The following is a 17243-nucleotide window of genomic DNA, read 5'->3' as shown; positions in this document are numbered from 1 at the left end:
GAGGAGGCCCTACAGCTCGCGGCGGTCGTAGAGCGCAAGGGAGATGGCGGCGGAGATGCCGAGGATGATCGCGGAGACGGCGAGGGCGACGACCAGGCTGACCGCTGCGCCGACGGGCGTCTCGATGAAGGCGAAGATGCCGCGGATGGTGTCGGCGATGCCCGCGAAGTTGCCGAGACCGCCGGTCGCGCCGAGGATGATCGCGGGGCTGATGAACAGAAGGACGCTGATCATCGGGATCCACTGCGTCGCCTTCGTCTGGCCGAAGCGCAAATAGATCGGCGTCTCGATGGCCGCCACGCCGGAGCCGACGATGGCGCACAGCGCGCAGGAGAATACCATGGCCTGGATGTTGTCCTGTGTGAGACCGAGCGTTGCGGACAGGTCGCCCGGCAGCGGGGCCACGGTCGCGATAGCGGAGAGCGCCAGGGCGCCAATCATGCCCGCGGCCATGCCGATCAAGCCGATCGTCGCGATGGCGCCGTAGCGGGCGAGTACCACCTCGTGGCGGTTGAACGGCATGGCAAGGCGGTAGAGGCCCCAGTTGTTCTGCTCATCGTAGGCGGAGGTCGCCAGCGCCCCCATGATGAAGTACATGCAGGTGAGGACGCCGGGTGCGCCCGCGAGGCTCTGCATGCCGACGCAGGTGCACGCTGCGACGAAGATACCCAGGCCGAACAGCTGGCGGGTGTAGTTGCGGATAACGGCCATCTCTACTTGGTATGCGCGCTTCATCTATCGCACACCGCCTTTCAGGGTGAGGGTGAGGTAATCGTCGATCGTCATGTGGTCGACGGGGATGTTCGGGAAGTTCTCCGCGAACGCGAACCGGTCGGGCACGAGCAGGTCGATGCCGTAGTCGTGCTTGCGGTAGCGGATCTCGCGCTCGGGGATGATGCCGCTTGCGCAGATGGTCTCGAAATCGCAGGCGCGGCAGCGGGCGATGCCCATCTCGTCGGTGATCTCGTCCTTCGCGAGGTTGAACACGATGCGCCCGTCCTCGATGCACACGACGCGGTCGGCGATCTTCTCGAGGTCGCTGGTGATGTGGCTGCTCATGAGGACGGCGTGGCCGGGTGCCTCCACGAAGCCGCGCAGCAGGTCGAGCACCTCGTCGCGGGCCATGGGGTCGAGGCCGGCTGTGGCCTCGTCGAGGATGAGCAGGCGCGCGCCGTGGGAGAGCGCGCAGGCGAGGCTGAGCTTCATGCCCATGCCGCGGGAGAGGTCCTTCACCTGCTTGGCAGGATCGAGGGCGAACGCGCGCGTGAGCCGGTTGAAGATGTGCTGGCTCCACGTGCTGTAGGCGAGGGCGTGCACGTGGCCGACGTCGGCGACGCGCAGGTGCCCGGGGACGGAGACGGTGTCGAACACGACGCCGATCTCCTCCTTCGTGCGGGCGCCTGCCGACGTGTGGCCGAGGTCGTGCGCGTCGGTGCCCAGGACGCGGGCCTCGCCGCCGTCGAGCTCGATGATGCCGAGCAGGGCCTTGATGGTCGTGGACTTGCCGGCGCCGTTCTGCCCGACGAAGCCGACGACCTCGCCTTCGTCGACAGTGAGGTTGACGTCTTGCAGCGAGAAGCCGTCGTAGTGCTTGGTGAGGCTGCGCGCGTCGATAAGGGGCGCGGCGGGGATGGTGCTATCGGATGCCATCGGTGACATGGCGGGTCCTTTCTGCAGGTAGATGCGCTGGTGTTGCAGTTACTCCAGCTCAAGCGCGAACATCTCGGCGAGCTCGTCGTCGGTGAGGCCCATGGCCCGCCCGGCGTCGATGGCGCGCATCATGTGCGCCTCGACCTGGCGGAGCTGCTCCTCCCGGATGAGCTCGGCGTTGCCGCCGGCCACGAAGCTGCCCTTGCCCTGAACCGTCTCGATGAAGCCTTCGGACTCGAGGTCGGCGTAGGCGCGCTTCGTGGTGATGGCGCTCACACGCAGGCTGTTGGCGAGCGCACGGATGCTCGGGAGCTGTTCGCCCTCGGCGAGTTCGCCCGCGAGGATCGCGGCCTTGATCTGGTCGCAGATCTGCTCGTAGATGGGCTTGCTGCTGGCGTTCGAGATGATGATTTCCAAGTTGCGTGTCCTTTCGTGCGTCCCGCGGGAGGCGTCCCTTTCGCGGGGTGCCGCACGCCCGGGCGTCCCCGTCGCGTGGCTGGGACGGCAACGGACGTCTTCGCGTCGTCCCTGTGGGCATACTGTATATACCCGATAGCTACAGTATATACACACCTATGCACAGTGGCAAGCGACGTTGGAAAAATGTTGAGGGCGCTGCATGCCCGGGCGGCGAGGCTAGCGTCGGCGTTCCCGTGCAGGCGTTTACAGCTCTTTTGTGTAGAAGCGGTCCATGGTGGTATGCATGGTGGCGACGGGCTGGTCGATACGCTGGTAGCCGGCGCGCTCGTACAGGCGAATCGCCTCGTGCAGGTTCGTGTGCGTCTCGAGGTAGATGCGCCGGTACCCGAGCTCACGGGCGCGCTGCTCGACGGCATCCATGAGGGCGCGGCCCAGGCCCTGGCCGCGCACGTTCTTGTCCAGGTAGATTTTCTGCAGCTCGCAGCAGGAGTCGAGCCCGGTGAATTCAGCGAGGCCCGCCCCGCCGACGATGCGTCCGGCATCGGCATCTTCCGCGACGAAGTAGGCGCGTCGTCGGGGAGCCGCCGCGTAGAAGGCGCTCAGGTGGTCGAGCTCCGGGTCGAAATAGGCAGTGCCCGGGATGTCCAGGTGATAGGCTTCCAGGCAGGTGCGGATGATGGCGGCGATTGCGGTGTCGTCTTGCGCGGTGATGGGGCGGATGGCGATAGCGTGCATGGGGCCTCCTGCGTGACGTGTCGGAGGTTTCATTGTCGCACGCACCGGCGGCAGCACCCCTCGGCGCCGGTGCGCTCCGTCACAGAGATCATCGAGCGTCGTGCTTGCCTGCGCTTTGCTGCGCATGAGGGCGGGCGGCAGGCATGTGCGGGTTGTGCAGAGCCCGTTCGGCCTGCTTCAAGCGCTCGACGGCGGCAAGGGTGCTCGCGCCGAGGTCTTCTTGGGCGGCGTCAGAGGTCGAGGCTGCCGAGACGGCCCGCTGCCGGGCAGCGCGTTTCCGCTTGTTTTCTGCCATGCGCTTGAACGCCGCGCGTTGCTTGCGCAGGACCACGACGAGCGCTGCGACGAGGATGATCGCGTAGCCGATGCCGCCGAAGTCGAAGTAGGTGATCGCGCCCGCGGAGGTGACCTCCTGTTTCAGGCCCATCTCGGCCCAGGCGCATGCGGGCGCGAACAGCGTTGAGGCGATGCCGACGAAAGACGCAAGCGCAGATATCAGACCTCTCATGGCGGCACCCCTTAGCAATCGTCCAGCTTGAAGCATCGTACCGTAGCCGCGCGCGCCGCGGGGCATCATTTCGGCGGGTATTTTTCCCGGCTAGGGGCGCGCGGGGCGGCGACGCAGCTCGTCGAGGTGGATTTCTGCCCGTGCGTGCCAGAACATGATGATTGCGAGCAGGCCCACAACGGCGCTCATGACGGGGAAGTTCAGCCAGATGCCCGTAAGGCCCAGAGGTCAGAACACGGCGATGAGGACAAGCGGCACGACGAGCGCCGTCGAGAGCGAGAGGATCGAGGCGGGCAGCGCCATCTCGAGTGCGAGCAGGCAGGCCTGCGCCGCATAGGAGAGCCAGCGCGTGAGGTACGTGAGCCCGAAGATCCGAAGCGCCTCCACGGCCATGCTGAGCGCCTCCGCGTCGCCCCCTGCGATGAACAGCGACGCGATGGGGCCGGGGGCCGCGATGATGGCGGCGCCGCACACGACGGACACCGCGAAGGCCGTCCCGAAGCACCAGCGCTCGATAGCCCACACGCGGTCGAATCTCCTGGCGCCCCAGTTGTAGCCGACCGACGGCTGCAGTGAGTCGCACATGCCGTAGAGCAGCGGCTGCACGAAGCCGTCGACATACATCAGGACGCCCCAGGTGGAAACGGCCGTCTCGCCGCCCAGGCGCACGAGGATGATATTCATGATGATGGACAGGGCGCGCCCCCGCGATGTTGTTCAAGAAGGTCGGCGCACCGCAGGAGACGATCTGGCGGATGACAGCGCCGGTGGGCCGCGGGCGCGTGAAGCGCAGCGTCGCCTTGCCGCGGAAAAACGGGATGAAGGCGATGAGCGAGCCCACGAGCATGGCCGTCGAGTACGCCCCGGCAGCGCCCTCGACGCCCCAGTCGAGGGGGCCGAGCAAGGTGAATTCGAGCGCTGTGCCGATGACGACGAACACCACGTTCACGCCGAGGCTGCCCTTGATGTAGCCGCAGATACGCAGGAAGTTATCGACCGCGAACAGAATGGTGGTGACGGGCGAGTTCGCGGCACTCTGCCAGACGACGAAGAACACGTTGATTCACTACGACGAGCTGGGGCTGCTCCACCCATCGTCGCGCGGGGCGAACGGGTACCGCGATTACTCGATAGCCGACCACTCCCGGTTCGTTCTCATTCGCGCGCTTGTGGAGTCGGGCTTCAGCCTGGCGCAGGTGCGCGCCATGCTTGATAGCCCTGAGCCCTCGCAGCTTCAGGAGCTCGCGCAGAAGAACCGCCGCGAGCTCAGGCGACGCATAGATGATCTGCGCCGATCGGAGCGCCTGCTTGCGGAAGTGGAGCGCCAGGTGGCCGAGGCGCAGCGCGTGGGAGACAGGCCCATGGTTGCCGTCGAGCAGGACCGGCTTCTGTTGCTTGCCAAGGACGTGCGCGGTCTTGTGGACGATGGCAGCTGGGAGGCCCAGGCGGCGCGTGATGCGGGCATGTTCGAGCGCCTCTCGTCGTTTGGCGTGGAGGCGACGATCGCGCCGTACGGGGCGACGGCGCACCTCGATGCATCCGGCTCTCCCGTGTATGAGGATCTGTTCTACCTGCTTCCGTCGTGGATCGACAGCGATGATGAGCTCGCGTCCGCATCCGACGTGCGCCTTGTGACATCGGGGCGATTCGCGAAAATCGGGTACGCCGGGGCCTACAGCGAGGTCTCGCGCGCCTATCGGGCGCTGTCCTCATTTTTGGAGGAAGGCGGCCTTGAGGCCGAGGGCCCCATCTACGAGGTGAGCCAGACCCGTCTGCTTGATACCGATGACGCGCACTGTCGCTGCGTGCTGAGCGTCCGCGTGCGTGAGTGACCGGGTTTTTTCGATGGTGCACGTGCGGCGGACCGTATCTACCTATCTATTGGGCGCGGGCGCGACGGGAGCGTGCGTTGGGCTTCGGTTTTCCGCTCTCTGGTGCATCCGCGCTGTCAAATCGCCGTGGCCTGCGTCACAATGATGGCCGAAGGGCCGCCGCCTATTGATTGCGAGGAGTTGGATATGCCGGGAATTCGCGTGCTGATCGTCGAGGACGATGCCGATATCAACCAGATCGTCGCGATGCATCTGGCACGGCAGGGCATGACCTGCACGCAGGCGTTCTCTGGCAGCGAGGCAAGGCTTCTTCTGGGTGCGGGCGACGGGTTTCCCTTTGACGTCGTGGTGTCCGACCTGATGCTTCCCGGGTGCTCCGGCGAAGAGCTCGTGGGGCTCATCCGCGAGCGCGACCCGCGCGTGCCCATCATCGTGATCTCGGCACGCACGGCGACATCCGACCGCATCGACCTGCTGAAGCTCGGGGCGGATGACTACCTGGTGAAGCCGTTCGACCTCGACGAGCTCGTGGCGCGCATCGAGGTGCAGCTGAGACATCGCGGCGGCATGTCCGAGCCGGCTGGCACCGGCGGCGCTCGGGCGGCGGACGAGGCGGCGCCCCTGCGCTTTCGCGCGTGGGAGCTTGACCCGGAGGCGCGCGCGTTCTTTGCGGCGGGCACGCCGGTTTCGCTCACGCGCATCGAGTTCAACATCCTCCAGACCATGATGGAGCATCCGCGTCGCGTGTTCTCCAAGCAGGAGCTCTTCGAGCGGGCGTGGGGCGAGCCGTATTCGGCTGACGACAACACGGTGAACGTGCACGTGTCGAACATCCGCGCGAAACTCAAGGCCAGCGGCACCGACGGCTACCTCAAGACCGTTTGGGGCATGGGCTTCAAGCTGCAGCACGACAGCTGAGGCGGATGCGTCGCCCCTCATCTTTAAGCTTTCTTAACGGTTGGAGAAGACTTGCTCAAACGCCGGCTCCCATACTCATGCATGAGCAGCGGGGACGACGCGACTCGGATGGCCCCGCTGCCAGGATGCACGAGATAGGAGCAACCATGAACGTGATCGAAATCCGCGGCCTCACCAAGCGCTACGGCAAGATGTTCGCGGTCGACCGCCTGGACATGCATGTCGCCGCGGGCGACATCTACGGCTTCGTGGGCAAAAACGGGGCCGGCAAGTCGACGACCATGAAGATGGTCGCGGGGCTGGCGACCCCCAGCGCGGGCGAGCTCAAGCTGTTCGGCGAGAACCGCACGCAGGTGGCGCACAGTTTCTCGGGCGCGCCCTCGCGCATCGGCGCCCTCATCGAGGAGCCGGGCGCGCTCCCGAACTTCTCCGCTGCGGAGAACCTCATGATGAAGGCGCTCGCGATGGGCGTGGTGCGCCCGCGCTTGCAGGTGGCCGAGCTGCTGGCCCTCGTGGGGCTCGAGGACGCCGGGCCGCGCAAGGTGAAGAAGTTCTCCCAGGGCATGAAGCAGCGCTTGGGGCTCGCGCTCGCGCTCGTGGGGTCGCCCGACCTGCTGCTGCTCGACGAGCCGTTCAACGGCATGGACCCCGAGACGACGCGCGACCTGCGCCGCGCACTCGTGCGGCTGAATCGGGAGCGCGGCGTGACGATCGTGATCTCGAGCCATGTGCTCGACCAGCTCATGCGCGTGTGCACGCGCTTCGGGGTCATCGCGGGCGGCCACATGGTGCGCGAGTTCTCCGACGAGGAGCTGCATGCATCCTGCGGAAGCTCGGTGCGCGTGAAGACGGCGGACCCTGCCCGGGCGCTTGCCATTCTGGAGGAGCATCTGCCGGGCGCGACGTTTCGCGTGGAGCCCGACGAGGCCATCGTGGTCGGCGGCGGGGCGCGTGCGGCGGCGTCCGCGTTCGGCGGCGCGGCGAGCGACCCCGCGTCCTCGGGCGCGCCGACGGTCGAGGACGTGTCGCGCGCGCTGCACGATGCGGACCAGGTGGTGCTCGAACTGTCGGTGCTCGAGCGCGACATCGAGGACTACTTCGTGGAGCTCATGGACGGCGCACCCGCTTCGTCGGCGCCGCGCCCGTAAGGGGTGGCGCATGCCCGACATGCTGCTTAATGTCGCCATCCTCGGCGCAATCGCGTACCTTCTGCTCGCCTCTGACCGTAAAGGCAGGTAAGTATCATGCTGAATCTCATCAAATCGGACCTCTATCGCATCACGCGTCCGCGCGGCCTGCGCGGCAGCTTCTGGCAGTACGGGCTGGCGCTCGTCGTCGCCTGTGGCTTCGTCGCCGGTCTCGTCGTATTCGCGAACAGCCCGTTGTTCGCCGATATGACCGGAGACGTCATCACGATCGGCGAGGTGTTGACCCAACGCTCGATCACGGTCTACTTCGCCGACATGATGAACGGGCTCGTCCCGCTGTGCATCTCGTTCATGGCGGTGGAGCACGCGCTCGCCGAGCTGAAGAGCGGATACGCGAAGTCGGTGCTCTCGTCACGTTCGGGTCGTTTGTCCTACATCGCGGGCAAGATCGTGTTCGCCGGGGTTCTCGCCGCGCTCGTCCTGCTGTTCGCAACGGTGATCTCGCTGGTGTGCCTGCCGATCATGACGGGCGGCCGCGTCGCTTTCTCGACGTCGGAGGGGCCGCTTGAGATCATCGGCTGGTTTGTTGGCTTTTGGCTCAACACTTGGGCGCTCTCCGCGCTGTCGCTCGTGCTGGTGTACGCGACTCGCGTGAGCCCGGTGAGCTATATCGGTGCCTTCTGCTTCACCGCCTCGGTGATCCCGCAGCTGCTTATGGGGCTTGCGTACTCAAGCGGCGGGCTTCTGCGGTTCCTCGAACCGCTGGCACCCGTGTTCGAGACCCTCGCCGTGTGGATTCCCTCGAGCGCTCTGAACAACCTGAGTGGCGGAGGCCAGCTGTTCTTGAACAACTCCCTTGAGATCTGGGGTCCGGCGAGCCGCGCCTTCACCATCGATCCCGGCGTCCAGACGCTGCTCACGGGCGTCATCTGGATCGTCATCGCCAGCGTGGTTGTGCTCGCCATCGCCCGCAAGCGCGACATCTAGCGGGATGAGCCGGGCGCACTCCGCGCCCGGCGCCGCCGCGGTGGCCCTCGAGCGGCAGGGCTGCTGGCCGGCGGTATTTTAGCTTTCGGCGCCCATGCTGCCCGGCGTGGGCGCTGTGCTGGGTGGTTGACGGGCGGTAGTGTTCTTCCGGACAGACACCCAAGGGAGACAGCAGCGCCGCCATGTGCTCCGTATTGACGGTATTAGGCGACCTGTTGGGAGTCTTGCGGAACAAGCTCTTTCGAGGAGGCCGCTATCTGGGCAAATGATGCGCTCGGAAGGCGGGAAGCTGCGGGTGCCGAAATCGGGGCGCCTAAAACCGTCGTATACGAGCATCTCTCGGGAGCGGAGCCTCCTCGGCGGTGTTCGAGATTACGCGCCGCTGGATTTGCCCACGTGCAGGGACGGCGCGCGCCTGTTCAAGTAAGCTGAGAGAAGCTGCTCGCGCATATCGGAGCGCAGGAAAGGGGAGTGCCGTGGAAGCGGAGTTTGTCGCCATAGTGCTACTCGTGCTCGGCCTTGGTATGGGCCTGCTGCTCGCGAGCGTTCGCTACCTCGGCGAGATGCGCCGCATCGCTCGCTTCCTGCGCGGGCGCGATGCGGAGAGCAACGCGCGCGTGACGGCGGGTGGCGCGCCGGGCGTGACGGAGCTGGCGGATGCGATCAACGCCGAGCTCGACCGCAGCGCGCAAGCGCATATCGATGCGATGCGCCATCAGCAGGAGTTCCAGCGCGACCTGTCGGCGCTCTCGCATGACATCCGCACGCCGCTTACAGGTGCGAAGGGGTATCTGCAGCTCGCATGCGACGAGGACGATCCAGCGGTGCGCGCCCGGCACCTGGCCGCGGCGGCGAGCCGCATCGATACCACCACCGAGCTGCTGGACCAGCTGTTCGCCTACACGAAGTCGACCGACCCGGACCTCGCGCTCGAACTCGGGCCGGTGCCGCTCATGCCGTTTGTGGAGGAGATGCTGCTCGCACAGTACCCCGCCTTCGAGGCGCGCGGATGGGAGCCGCAGGTAACGTTCGAGGATGCAGCCGTCGCGGTCGAGGCGAACCGCGAGGCGCTCGCGCGCGTGTTCTCGAATCTGGTGGTGAATGCGTTGCGCCATGGCGCGGCGGCGCCGCGCGTGTTCGAGCGGCGCGTAGGCGAGCGGGCGGTGCTTGGCATAGAGAACGCGGTCGAGGATCCGGCGGCCATCGATGCCAGCCGCCTGTTCGACCGGTTCTACCAGGCGGATTCCGCACGTGGGGGCGCAGGCAGCGGTCTGGGCTTGTCGGTGGCGGCGAACCTCGCGCACGCCATGGACATGGAGATCGCTGCCGTGTTCGAGGGCGACATGCTGGTGATCACGCTCGCGATGCACCCGCTGGGCGGCGTCTAGGCGCGCGGTGCCGACCACGCCATCTCATACTCCGCGGCGCCGGTCGCCTCGTCGACGCTCTCGCTGCGCACCGTGAACCCCTCGCGTGTGTAGAACGCCACCGCGCGCGGGTTGTCGCGATAGACGTGCAGGCAAAGCTCGCCGTGCCGCCGTTTCGCCTCGCCAAGGAGCGCGTGCCCGATGCCTTGCGAGCGCGCGTCGGCGCGCACGAAGAGACCGGCGACGTAGTCTTCAGACAGTCCGATGAACCCGTCGACGGCGTGCGTGCGCGCATCCACATGGACCAGAACCTCTGCGCGCGGCAACTCGTGCCTGATGCGCTCGGCGGCGCGGCGCCAGTAGCCCTCCGGCACGAACGGGTGCGCCTGCTCGTTGCCGGCAAGCCACAGGTCCATGACGGTGTCGAGGTCCTCGGGGGTAAGCGGTCGAATCATGGGCGCTCCAAAAACGTCATGTGGGACACGGGTGGGTCATATTGTCGCACGATGCCAGCGGATTGGCGCAATTGCCAAACGGATTTGCTCGCCTGCGCGGGCGTGGCGCGCGACAATGGGGACGGTCCGAACGAGAAGGGAGCCGCCCATGATTTCCGACAAGCTCGCGGCGCTGCGCCGCCGCGCCGGAATGAGCCAGCAGGAGGTCGCCGCCGTCATCGGCATGAGCCGGCAGACAATCGCGAACTGGGAGGCCGGGCAGGGCGCGCCTGCACTCGACAAGGCGGCTGAGCTCGCGCGGCTCTACGGCGTGACCATCGACGACCTCGTAAGCGACGAGGTCGACGTGGTGAGTACTGGGCGCGGCGCGCGGGCGCGCGACCTGCACGTGCTGCGCGTGTTTGTCGGCCGGACGGTTCGAATCGCGTGCGCCGGTGACGACGGTCTGCTCGAGGGCGCGGAGGTGCTCGACATCTCAGGCGGGTGGATGCGCGTCTCCTGCATTCGGAAGCGTCCGCGTCTCGGCTCGCTCAAGGTCGAGCGCGAGCGCGTGGTGCGCTTGATCGACATCCGTGACATCGAGGGCATCGCGGCGGAGACGGAGGCGTAGACGATGGATGCGTTCAATGAGGTGTTCTATCAGGTAATCATCATTCTCACCTTCGGATTCGTCATCGCGCTGTTCGTCTGGATGCCGTCGAAGCGCGACCTGCGAAGGCTCGCTGCGCGCGATGCCGCACGCGATCTGGGGCTGCGCGGGCAGCTCGAGCGCCGGTGCGGCGAGACTGTCACGTTGGTTCTCGACGATATGAACGCCGCGGTCGGCGCGCCGGAGCTCGTCGGCACGCTCGAGGACGTGGACGACGAGTGGGTGCTCGTGGAGCGCGCCGGCGCACAGGAGGGCGCCCGGCTCGTGGCCGTCCGGCTGGAGAGCATCCGCGCCTTGGAGGAGAAGTGATTGCGCGGCCGCGGCCGACCGGGCGTCCGGCCGTATTTTCTTTACCGGACCAGATCGGGTGAGCGCCTGCCGTGCCAGTGGGTAAGATGGGGGGAGAATACAGCCGATTTTGCCGGGGAGGGCCCGTGAACCAACCGAGTATCCGTACCGTCGTCGCCATCGCCGTCGCGGCCTTCGGGGTATATCTCGCTATCTACTACTGGCCGAGCATCGCCGGATTCATCGGGCTGCTCGCGCAGGCGATGGCCCCGCTTCTGCTCGGTGCCGTGCTCGCCTACCCGCTGAACATCCTCATGGGCTTCTACGAGCGTCATTTCCTGCCGGCGAGCGAGAACCGCGTCGTTGCCCGCGTGCGCCCCGGCGTCTCGCTTGCGGCGGCGCTGCTCACGCTCGTGGCCATCGTCGCGGTGGTGCTGCGCCTCGTGGTGCCGCAGCTCATCGATTGCGTGAGCCTGCTTATCGACGAGTTGCCTGTCGCGTCGCGCGCTCTGTTCTCCTGGCTCGAGGACACGGGCTACGTCACGTCGGACTTCGTGGGGAGCGTGGCGTCCTCGCTTGAGGCCTTCGACTGGCAGTCGCTTGCGAGCACGGTCGCTGGCACGGTGATGTCCGGCGTGGTCGGGGCGGTGTCGGGTGTGGTGTCCGGTACGGCGACGCTCATCTTGGCGTTCATCTTCGCGCTGTTCATCCTGCTCAACAAGGCGACGCTCGCCCGTCAGCGCGATTTGCTGTTCGAACGCTACCTGCCTGAGTCCGCGCTGGTGCGCATCCGCTACGTGCTCGGTGTCGCCGACGATTGCTTCCACCGTTTCATCGTGGGTCAGTGCACCGAGGCCGTCGTGCTCGGCGCGCTGTGCGCCCTGGGCATGTTCCTGCTCGGGCTGCCCTACGCGCTCATGATCGGCGCGCTCACCGCGTTCACGGCGCTCATCCCCATCGTCGGTGCGTTTCTCTCCGGGGCCGTGGGGGCATTTCTCATCCTCATGGTGTCGCCCGTGCAGGCGCTCATCTTCCTCGTCTTCATCGTGGTGCTGCAGCAGCTCGAGGGCGACCTCATCTACCCGCACGTCGTGGGTTCCTCCATCCAGCTGCCGGGCATCTGGGTGCTCGCGGCGGTGACGATCGGCGGCGGCGCCTTCGGCATCGCGGGCATGTTCGTGGGCGTGCCCTTGGCGGCGTGCGCGTACCGTCTGCTGAGAAACGACGTTTACGGCGTGACCCCGCGGTAGGGGAGCTCGCTCGAAGCAGCTTCGTCCTACGAGCGCCGCTTTTGGCGTTGCGGCGTCGTTGCCCTGGGCACCGTTTCGCCGCGGGCGCCCTGCGGACGCAGTAGACCTCCGTGGCATTGTCTTCGTGCAGAAGGCACACGAAGACCGCCTTCGTGTGCCTTCTGCACGAAGACAATGTCGGCCGGTTGCATCCGGCCGCCGCGACAATGAAGAAAGAAAATGAATATTCGTGAAGAATCGTCGGGAAGCGTACCATGGCATGCAGTGGCAACGTGAAGGAGGACCGCATGCCGGCAATCTTTACCGATGAGGAGCGCGAGGGCCTGCGGCACACGATGCTCGATGCGGGCTGGACCTGCCTGCTCGAACGCGGATATCGCGCCATGCGCGTGGAGGACATCGCGCGCGAGGCGGGTATCGCGCCGGGGACGTTCTACGGGTTTTTCGCTTCGAAGGGCGATTTCGTGGCCGAGATGGTCGCCGAGAACCGCCGTGCGCTCATGGAGGAGCTCTATGGTCTGGTCGCGCAGGCGAGGCGGCAGGGGAGGGCGCCTGAACGCGCCGAGGTCGATGCCTGGATGCGCGCTGCCTGGCATAGCGACCGGGCGATCTTCCGCTGCGTCGACGTCGCCGACTTCCACAAGATCCGCCGCGCGCTGCCCGGCGATGTGAGCATGGGGCCCGAGCTTGCGGGCGGCGTGCTTTCGAGCGTGGCGGAAGCGATCGCGGCGGCGGGTGGCGCGCCGGATGCCGAGCTCGCAGCGTCGCTGCAGCGCGTCTGCGCGCTCACGCTGCTTGCGCGCGACGAGTTCTCGCCGGAGGTGCTCGAGCGCACGCTCGACGTGCTTATCGACGCGACGCTTGACGCTCTGTACGGGCGCACACAGGAAGAGGTAATCCAGAATCAGGGGGATGCAGATGAGTAAAGCGGGGGAGAGGGCGCCGCACCGCGGGTGGGCGCTGTTCGCCATCTTGTGCATGACGTTCATGGAGGTGCTCGACGGCACGATCGTGAACGTGGCGCTGCCCACCATGCAGGTAGAGCTCGGCGTCGAGGCGACCGAGATTCAGCTCGTGGCGAGCGCGTTTCTGGTCGTCACCTGCTCGTTTCTGCTTGTGTTCGGCCGACTGGGCGATATCGTGGGCAAGGTGCGCGTGTTCCAGATCGGCGTCATCCTGTTCACCGTCGGGTCTGCGCTCTGTGCGCTGTCCTCGTCGCTGCTGCCGCTCGTGGCCGCCCGCTGCGTGCAGGCGCTCGGCGTGGCCTGCAGCCTGGCGAACAACCAGGGCATCATCACGGAGCTGTTCGCCGAGAGCCGCGGCCGCGCCCTCGGCCTCGTGGCGACGTTCACCGCGCTCGGCGCCATGGCGGGGCCGACCGTTGGCGGCGTGCTCGTGTCGCTGTTCCCGTGGGAGTCGATCTTTCTCATCAACATCCCGATCGGCATCATCTCGTTTCTGATCGGGCTCTTCGCGCTGCCGAACCGGCGTCCTGTCGAGAAGCGCACGCTCGACGTGGTCGGTGCGCTTCTCGTCATCCCGGCGATCCTGCTCGTGTTCGTGGCCATCACGCTCATGGAGACCGAGACCGGCCCGCTTGAGTTCGGCCTGCTTGCCGCCGGTCTCGTGCTGCTCGTTGCGTTCATCTTCGTGGAGCGCCGCGTGGCCGAGCCGCTCGTGCACCTCGAGGTGTTTCGCAACGTGAGCTTCGACATCGACCTCATCGCGATGGTCCTCGTGTTCCTAGGTTTGTCCGGCGTGACGATGATCATGCCGTTCTACCTGCAGAACGCCCTTGGCCTGGAGCCCGGTGTGGCCGGCCTCGTCATGGCCTGCTACCCACTCGTGAACGCCACGATCGGTACGCTGTCCGGGGCGCTGTCCGACAAGATCGGCTGCATCAAGCCGACGATCGCCGGCCAGGTCGTGTTCGCCGCCGGTCTGTTCGGCCTGTCGTTTCTCGCGCTCGATACGCCCATCTCCGCGATCGTGCCCATGCTCATGTTCACCTCGCTCGGCAGCGCCATGTTCCAGTCGCCGAACAACTCGCTGATCATGGGCCATGCCGCGCCCGAGATGCTCGGCTTCGTGGGGTCGCTCGGCAACCTCATGCGCTACCTGGGGCAGTCGCTCGGCATCACCATCTCCACGGGCGTGCTCTACGGCACCATGAGCGCGGAGGCGGGATACCGCGTGACGAGTTTCGTGGCCGGGCGCCCGGGGCTTTTCATGGACGGCTTGTCGACGGTGTTCCATCTGCTGTCTGCGATCGTGCTCGTGGCGCTCGCGTTCTCGCTCGTGCGCACGCTCGTGATCGATCGGAAGGCCGCGCGCGCCTAGGCGCTCGGATGCGGCCCTGCTTCCGCTTCGCGCCCTGCCGCGGCAGGCGGCGCCGCTCGCTCACCTGGGCACCCCGCACGGGTATCATGAATCGAGAGGGAATGAGACGGGTGAGAGGGGGTGCGCGGCATGCGGGTGATCGTCGAGACGCAGCGCCGACAGCGCACCCGCCTGCGCGTGCGCATCCGGCGCCGGCTCGGCCGCGTCTTTCGCAGGCTGGCCGGCGTGCCGCTCGAGCGCGGACGCACGTCCGTCTCGGTGCGGCGCGTCTCGCCGGTGCGCACGGTGGTGCGCGGTCTCGTACCCGACCCGCTGCTCGAGAACCGCCAAGCACGCGCCATGGCGATAGGCCTTCTCATCGGTTCGATCCATGTCGTCTTCGCCCTCGCGAACATCATCATGGGGCTCATATCCCGCTCGTCGTGGATGGTGTCGGTGGGTATCGTCATCGCGGCGCTGAACGTGGGAAAGTCCTATCTGGCGTCCGGTGCGCTCATGAGCATCGCGCGCGTCTCGGATGCCGAGACCTACGACTCGCTTCTGCGGTGCCGCCGCGCGGGGATCGCGCTGGTGATCTTGGTGCTCGCGATGTCCTCCACGGTCGTGCGCATCGTGTTGGACGGTTTCGGCCGCAGGTATCCGGGCGGACTCATCTACGTGTACGCCGCCTACGCGTTCGTGCTGATCGTGGTGGCGCTCGTGAACCTCGTGCGCGCGCGGCGCACCGAGACGCTTGCCGTGAAGGGCGTGCGCGCGTTCAACCTGGCGAACGCGCTCATCTCGATCTTCGCGCTGCAGACGGTGCTGCTGACGCGCATGGACTTGGTGCACCTGCAGCTGCGGCTGCCGAGCGCTCTCGCCGAGGGAGGCGTCGGCGGTCTCGTGTGCATCATCCTCGTGGCGATGGGCAGCTGGCTGGCCGTCTCTGCGAGTTGCCGGATCGCGGCGCGTGCGCGCGGCGGCGTGCGCTGGCGCGCGCACGGTAGACGGCGGATGCGCAAGCGGAAGGTTGCGGGCGACCCCGAGCGCTTGGCTGCCCATACAAAAGCGCCGGGGCGCCGCTTTGCGTTGCGGCACCCCGGCGCCTCGTGCCCGCACGGGACGGAGCCGGGCGTTTCGTCTCGTCAGGGGCGAAAGGTCCGCACGGTTATAGATAGGTGACGGTCTGCTCAAGTATCTTGCGGCTCGAATGGTTCGCGAGCGGGCCCGCGCCCTCGGCGGCGAAGCCCAGGTCGAGCAGCATGAGGACCTCTTCGTTCTCAGGCAGGTTGAAGCGCTCCTTCAGCACGGCGGGGTCGACGTTGTTCACCCAGCAGCTGTCCACACCCTGGTCATAGGCGGCGAGCAGCATGTGCGTGGCGACGATGGTGGCGTCCTCGATGCCCGAGTCGCGCGCACCGCCCGGGTAGGTGAAGACGTTGCTCGCGTCGAATGCCACGAGCAGCACGGTGGGCGCGCCGTAGCGGCAGGGGGTGAGCTCGTCGACGGTGGCGAGCGCCTCGTCGCTCTGCAGCACGTAGATGTGCTGCTCCTGCAGGTTCTTGGCGGTGGGCGCCACGCGGCCCGCCTCGAGGATCAGCTCGAGCTGCGCGGGGTCGATCTGACGGCTGTCGAACTGCTTGCACGAATACCGACCGGTGATGACGTCGGTGAATTCCATTGCGGTCGCGGTACCGTCAAGATTCTTGCGCACTTTCCGACAGCCCCTAGGCCCGCCGTCCGGTACGGCTACTCATCCAGCAGAGTCACGTCCAGGTAGCGCCGGGAGCCCCAGGAGCTCTCCGCAACGTACTTGAGCCTCGCGGTCACGAGCATGAGGGCCGACCTGCCGTCGGGGAAGGTGCCGACCACGCGCGTGCGCCTGCGAATCTCGCGGTTGAGGCGCTCGATGGCGTTGTTGGTCCTGATCCTCCGCCAGTGCTCGCGGGGGAACCTGGTGTACGTCAGCGTCTCGGCGTAGCCGTCCCTGACGACCTTGGCGGCCTCCCCGAGCTTTGACGCCTCCAGCTCGGACGCGACCTCGAGGGCCTTGGCCTCGGCGGCCTCGCGCGACTCCATCGCGTGGATCGCCTTCAGCATGGCGGCGACCCTCGGGCGCCTGGCCTTCGGCACCCTCGCCAGAACGTTTCTGTAGAAGTGGACCGTGCAGCGCTGGTAGGCGGCCTCCGGGAAGACCTCGGCGATCGAGCCGACCATGCCGGCCGCCTTGTCTCCCGTGAACATGCGGACCCCGCGCAGGCCGCGCGACCTCAGCCAGGAGAGGAACTCCCGCCAGCACTCCGAGGACTCCGTGAAGCCCTCGGCCGCGCCTATGACCTCGCGGTAGCCGTCGTCGTTGACACCTATCGCCACCATCACGGCCACGTTCTCGTAGGAGCCACCCCACGACCTTTTGAGGTAGATTCCGTCCACGTAGACGTAGGGGTACGCCCGCTCGAGGGGCCTGTTCCTCCACGCCTCCACGGCCTCGAACGCCCTCTCGTTGAGGTTAGAGACGGTCGCCGCGGACACCGACGACCCCCACAGGATCTCGGAGACGTCCTCGATCCTGCGCGTCGAGACGCCCGCGAGGTACATCTCTATCATGGCCTCCTCGACCGAGGTCTCGCGGCGGCGGTAGCGCTCGATGATGGCCGTCGTGAACCTCATGCCCTTGAGCTTGGGCATGCGGATCGTCACCTCGCCGGACGACGTGG

The 17243-nt window shown here is 66.8% G+C and carries 21 protein-coding genes; 12 read left to right on the top strand and 9 right to left on the bottom strand.

All coding sequences use genetic code 11. The features are described from left to right. Positions 1–9 precede the first annotated feature (9 nt). The 6 genes from H6A21_RS00105 to H6A21_RS00080 form a co-directional block, all read right to left on the bottom strand. Positions 10–735, bottom strand: coding sequence for an ABC-2 transporter permease (locus H6A21_RS00105; RefSeq protein ID WP_204559563.1), 726 nt, complete (start codon positions 733–735; stop codon positions 10–12). Continuing rightward, a complete protein-coding gene (locus tag H6A21_RS00100; RefSeq protein ID WP_204559562.1) occupies positions 736–1659 on the bottom strand; it encodes an ABC transporter ATP-binding protein in 924 nt (307 codons plus the stop codon). It abuts the gene before it with no gap. A 39-nt stretch (positions 1660–1698) separates the two neighbouring features. Then, positions 1699–2067 (bottom strand): GntR family transcriptional regulator, encoded by a 369-nt coding sequence (locus H6A21_RS00095; RefSeq protein ID WP_204559561.1) that lies wholly within the window; start codon positions 2065–2067, stop codon positions 1699–1701. A gap of 246 nt (positions 2068–2313) precedes the next feature. After that, the gene (locus H6A21_RS00090; RefSeq protein WP_204559560.1) at positions 2314–2805 is read right to left on the bottom strand and encodes a GNAT family N-acetyltransferase; all 492 of its coding nucleotides are present in this window, start codon (positions 2803–2805) and stop codon (positions 2314–2316) included. Between the two features lie 88 nt (positions 2806–2893). Next, positions 2894–3313 (bottom strand): hypothetical protein, encoded by a 420-nt coding sequence (locus H6A21_RS00085; RefSeq protein ID WP_204559559.1) that lies wholly within the window; start codon positions 3311–3313, stop codon positions 2894–2896. 228 nt (positions 3314–3541) lie between these two features. Further along, positions 3542–3997 (bottom strand): MATE family efflux transporter, encoded by a 456-nt coding sequence (locus H6A21_RS00080; RefSeq protein WP_204559558.1) that lies wholly within the window; start codon positions 3995–3997, stop codon positions 3542–3544. A gap of 26 nt (positions 3998–4023) precedes the next feature. On the opposite strand from H6A21_RS00080, the gene H6A21_RS00075 reads away from it, so the two are divergent. From H6A21_RS00075 to H6A21_RS00050, 6 genes are all read left to right on the top strand, one after another. Beyond that, a complete protein-coding gene (locus tag H6A21_RS00075) occupies positions 4024–4284 on the top strand; it encodes a hypothetical protein (protein WP_204559557.1) in 261 nt (86 codons plus the stop codon). A 42-nt stretch (positions 4285–4326) separates the two neighbouring features. Next, positions 4327–5145, top strand: coding sequence for a MerR family transcriptional regulator (locus H6A21_RS00070; RefSeq protein WP_204559556.1), 819 nt, complete (start codon positions 4327–4329; stop codon positions 5143–5145). 186 nt (positions 5146–5331) lie between these two features. Next, a complete protein-coding gene (locus tag H6A21_RS00065; RefSeq protein WP_204559555.1) occupies positions 5332–6063 on the top strand; it encodes a response regulator transcription factor in 732 nt (243 codons plus the stop codon). A gap of 146 nt (positions 6064–6209) precedes the next feature. Then, positions 6210–7211 carry an ABC transporter ATP-binding protein gene (locus tag H6A21_RS00060; RefSeq protein ID WP_204559554.1) on the top strand — a complete coding sequence of 334 codons (1002 nt, stop codon included), beginning with the start codon at positions 6210–6212 and terminating at the stop codon, positions 7209–7211. Between the two features lie 96 nt (positions 7212–7307). After that, the gene (locus H6A21_RS00055) at positions 7308–8198 is read left to right on the top strand and encodes a hypothetical protein (protein WP_204559553.1); all 891 of its coding nucleotides are present in this window, start codon (positions 7308–7310) and stop codon (positions 8196–8198) included. A gap of 476 nt (positions 8199–8674) precedes the next feature. Then, positions 8675–9586, top strand: coding sequence for a HAMP domain-containing sensor histidine kinase (locus H6A21_RS00050; RefSeq protein ID WP_342636013.1), 912 nt, complete (start codon positions 8675–8677; stop codon positions 9584–9586). On the opposite strand, the gene H6A21_RS00045 is transcribed toward H6A21_RS00050, so the two are convergent. Then, a complete protein-coding gene (locus H6A21_RS00045; protein WP_204559552.1) occupies positions 9583–10020 on the bottom strand; it encodes a GNAT family N-acetyltransferase in 438 nt (145 codons plus the stop codon). The two genes, H6A21_RS00050 and H6A21_RS00045, sit on opposite strands and share 4 nt — an antisense overlap. A 148-nt stretch (positions 10021–10168) precedes the next feature. On the opposite strand from H6A21_RS00045, the gene H6A21_RS00040 reads away from it, so the two are divergent. The 6 genes from H6A21_RS00040 to H6A21_RS00015 all read left to right on the top strand — a co-directional run bounded on the left by H6A21_RS00040 (position 10169) and on the right by H6A21_RS00015 (position 15708). Next, positions 10169–10630, top strand: coding sequence for a helix-turn-helix transcriptional regulator (locus H6A21_RS00040; RefSeq protein WP_204559551.1), 462 nt, complete (start codon positions 10169–10171; stop codon positions 10628–10630). Between the two features lie 3 nt (positions 10631–10633). Then, on the top strand, positions 10634–10978 hold the full coding sequence (locus H6A21_RS00035; protein WP_204559550.1) for a hypothetical protein: 345 nt from the start codon (positions 10634–10636) through the stop codon (positions 10976–10978). Positions 10979–11103: 125 nt separating this feature from the next. After that, positions 11104–12207: an AI-2E family transporter gene (locus H6A21_RS00030; protein WP_204559549.1), complete on the top strand. Its 1104-nt coding sequence runs from the start codon at positions 11104–11106 to the stop codon at positions 12205–12207. Between the two features lie 287 nt (positions 12208–12494). Beyond that, a complete protein-coding gene (locus tag H6A21_RS00025; RefSeq protein ID WP_204559548.1) occupies positions 12495–13133 on the top strand; it encodes a TetR/AcrR family transcriptional regulator in 639 nt (212 codons plus the stop codon). After that, on the top strand, positions 13126–14547 hold the full coding sequence (locus H6A21_RS00020; RefSeq protein WP_239462519.1) for an MFS transporter: 1422 nt from the start codon (positions 13126–13128) through the stop codon (positions 14545–14547). The genes H6A21_RS00025 and H6A21_RS00020 overlap by 8 nt, the downstream gene beginning before the upstream one ends. A gap of 129 nt (positions 14548–14676) precedes the next feature. Further along, positions 14677–15708 (top strand): hypothetical protein, encoded by a 1032-nt coding sequence (locus H6A21_RS00015; RefSeq protein WP_204559546.1) that lies wholly within the window; start codon positions 14677–14679, stop codon positions 15706–15708. Here H6A21_RS00015 and H6A21_RS00010 read toward each other — a convergent pair. Together H6A21_RS00010 and H6A21_RS00005 are read right to left on the bottom strand one after the other, a co-directional pair. Then, positions 15695–16240: a nitroreductase family protein gene (locus H6A21_RS00010; protein WP_342636012.1), complete on the bottom strand. Its 546-nt coding sequence runs from the start codon at positions 16238–16240 to the stop codon at positions 15695–15697. The two genes, H6A21_RS00015 and H6A21_RS00010, sit on opposite strands and share 14 nt — an antisense overlap. 35 nt (positions 16241–16275) lie before the next feature. Further along, positions 16276–17243 (bottom strand): IS256 family transposase (locus H6A21_RS00005; RefSeq protein WP_204559545.1); only part of this gene is annotated, 968 nt, incomplete at its 5' end.

Source organism: Collinsella tanakaei, from assembly GCF_016902615.1.
GTDB classification, from domain to species: domain Bacteria; phylum Actinomycetota; class Coriobacteriia; order Coriobacteriales; family Coriobacteriaceae; genus Collinsella; species Collinsella tanakaei_A.
This window is presented reverse-complemented; position numbering and strand designations above follow the sequence as displayed.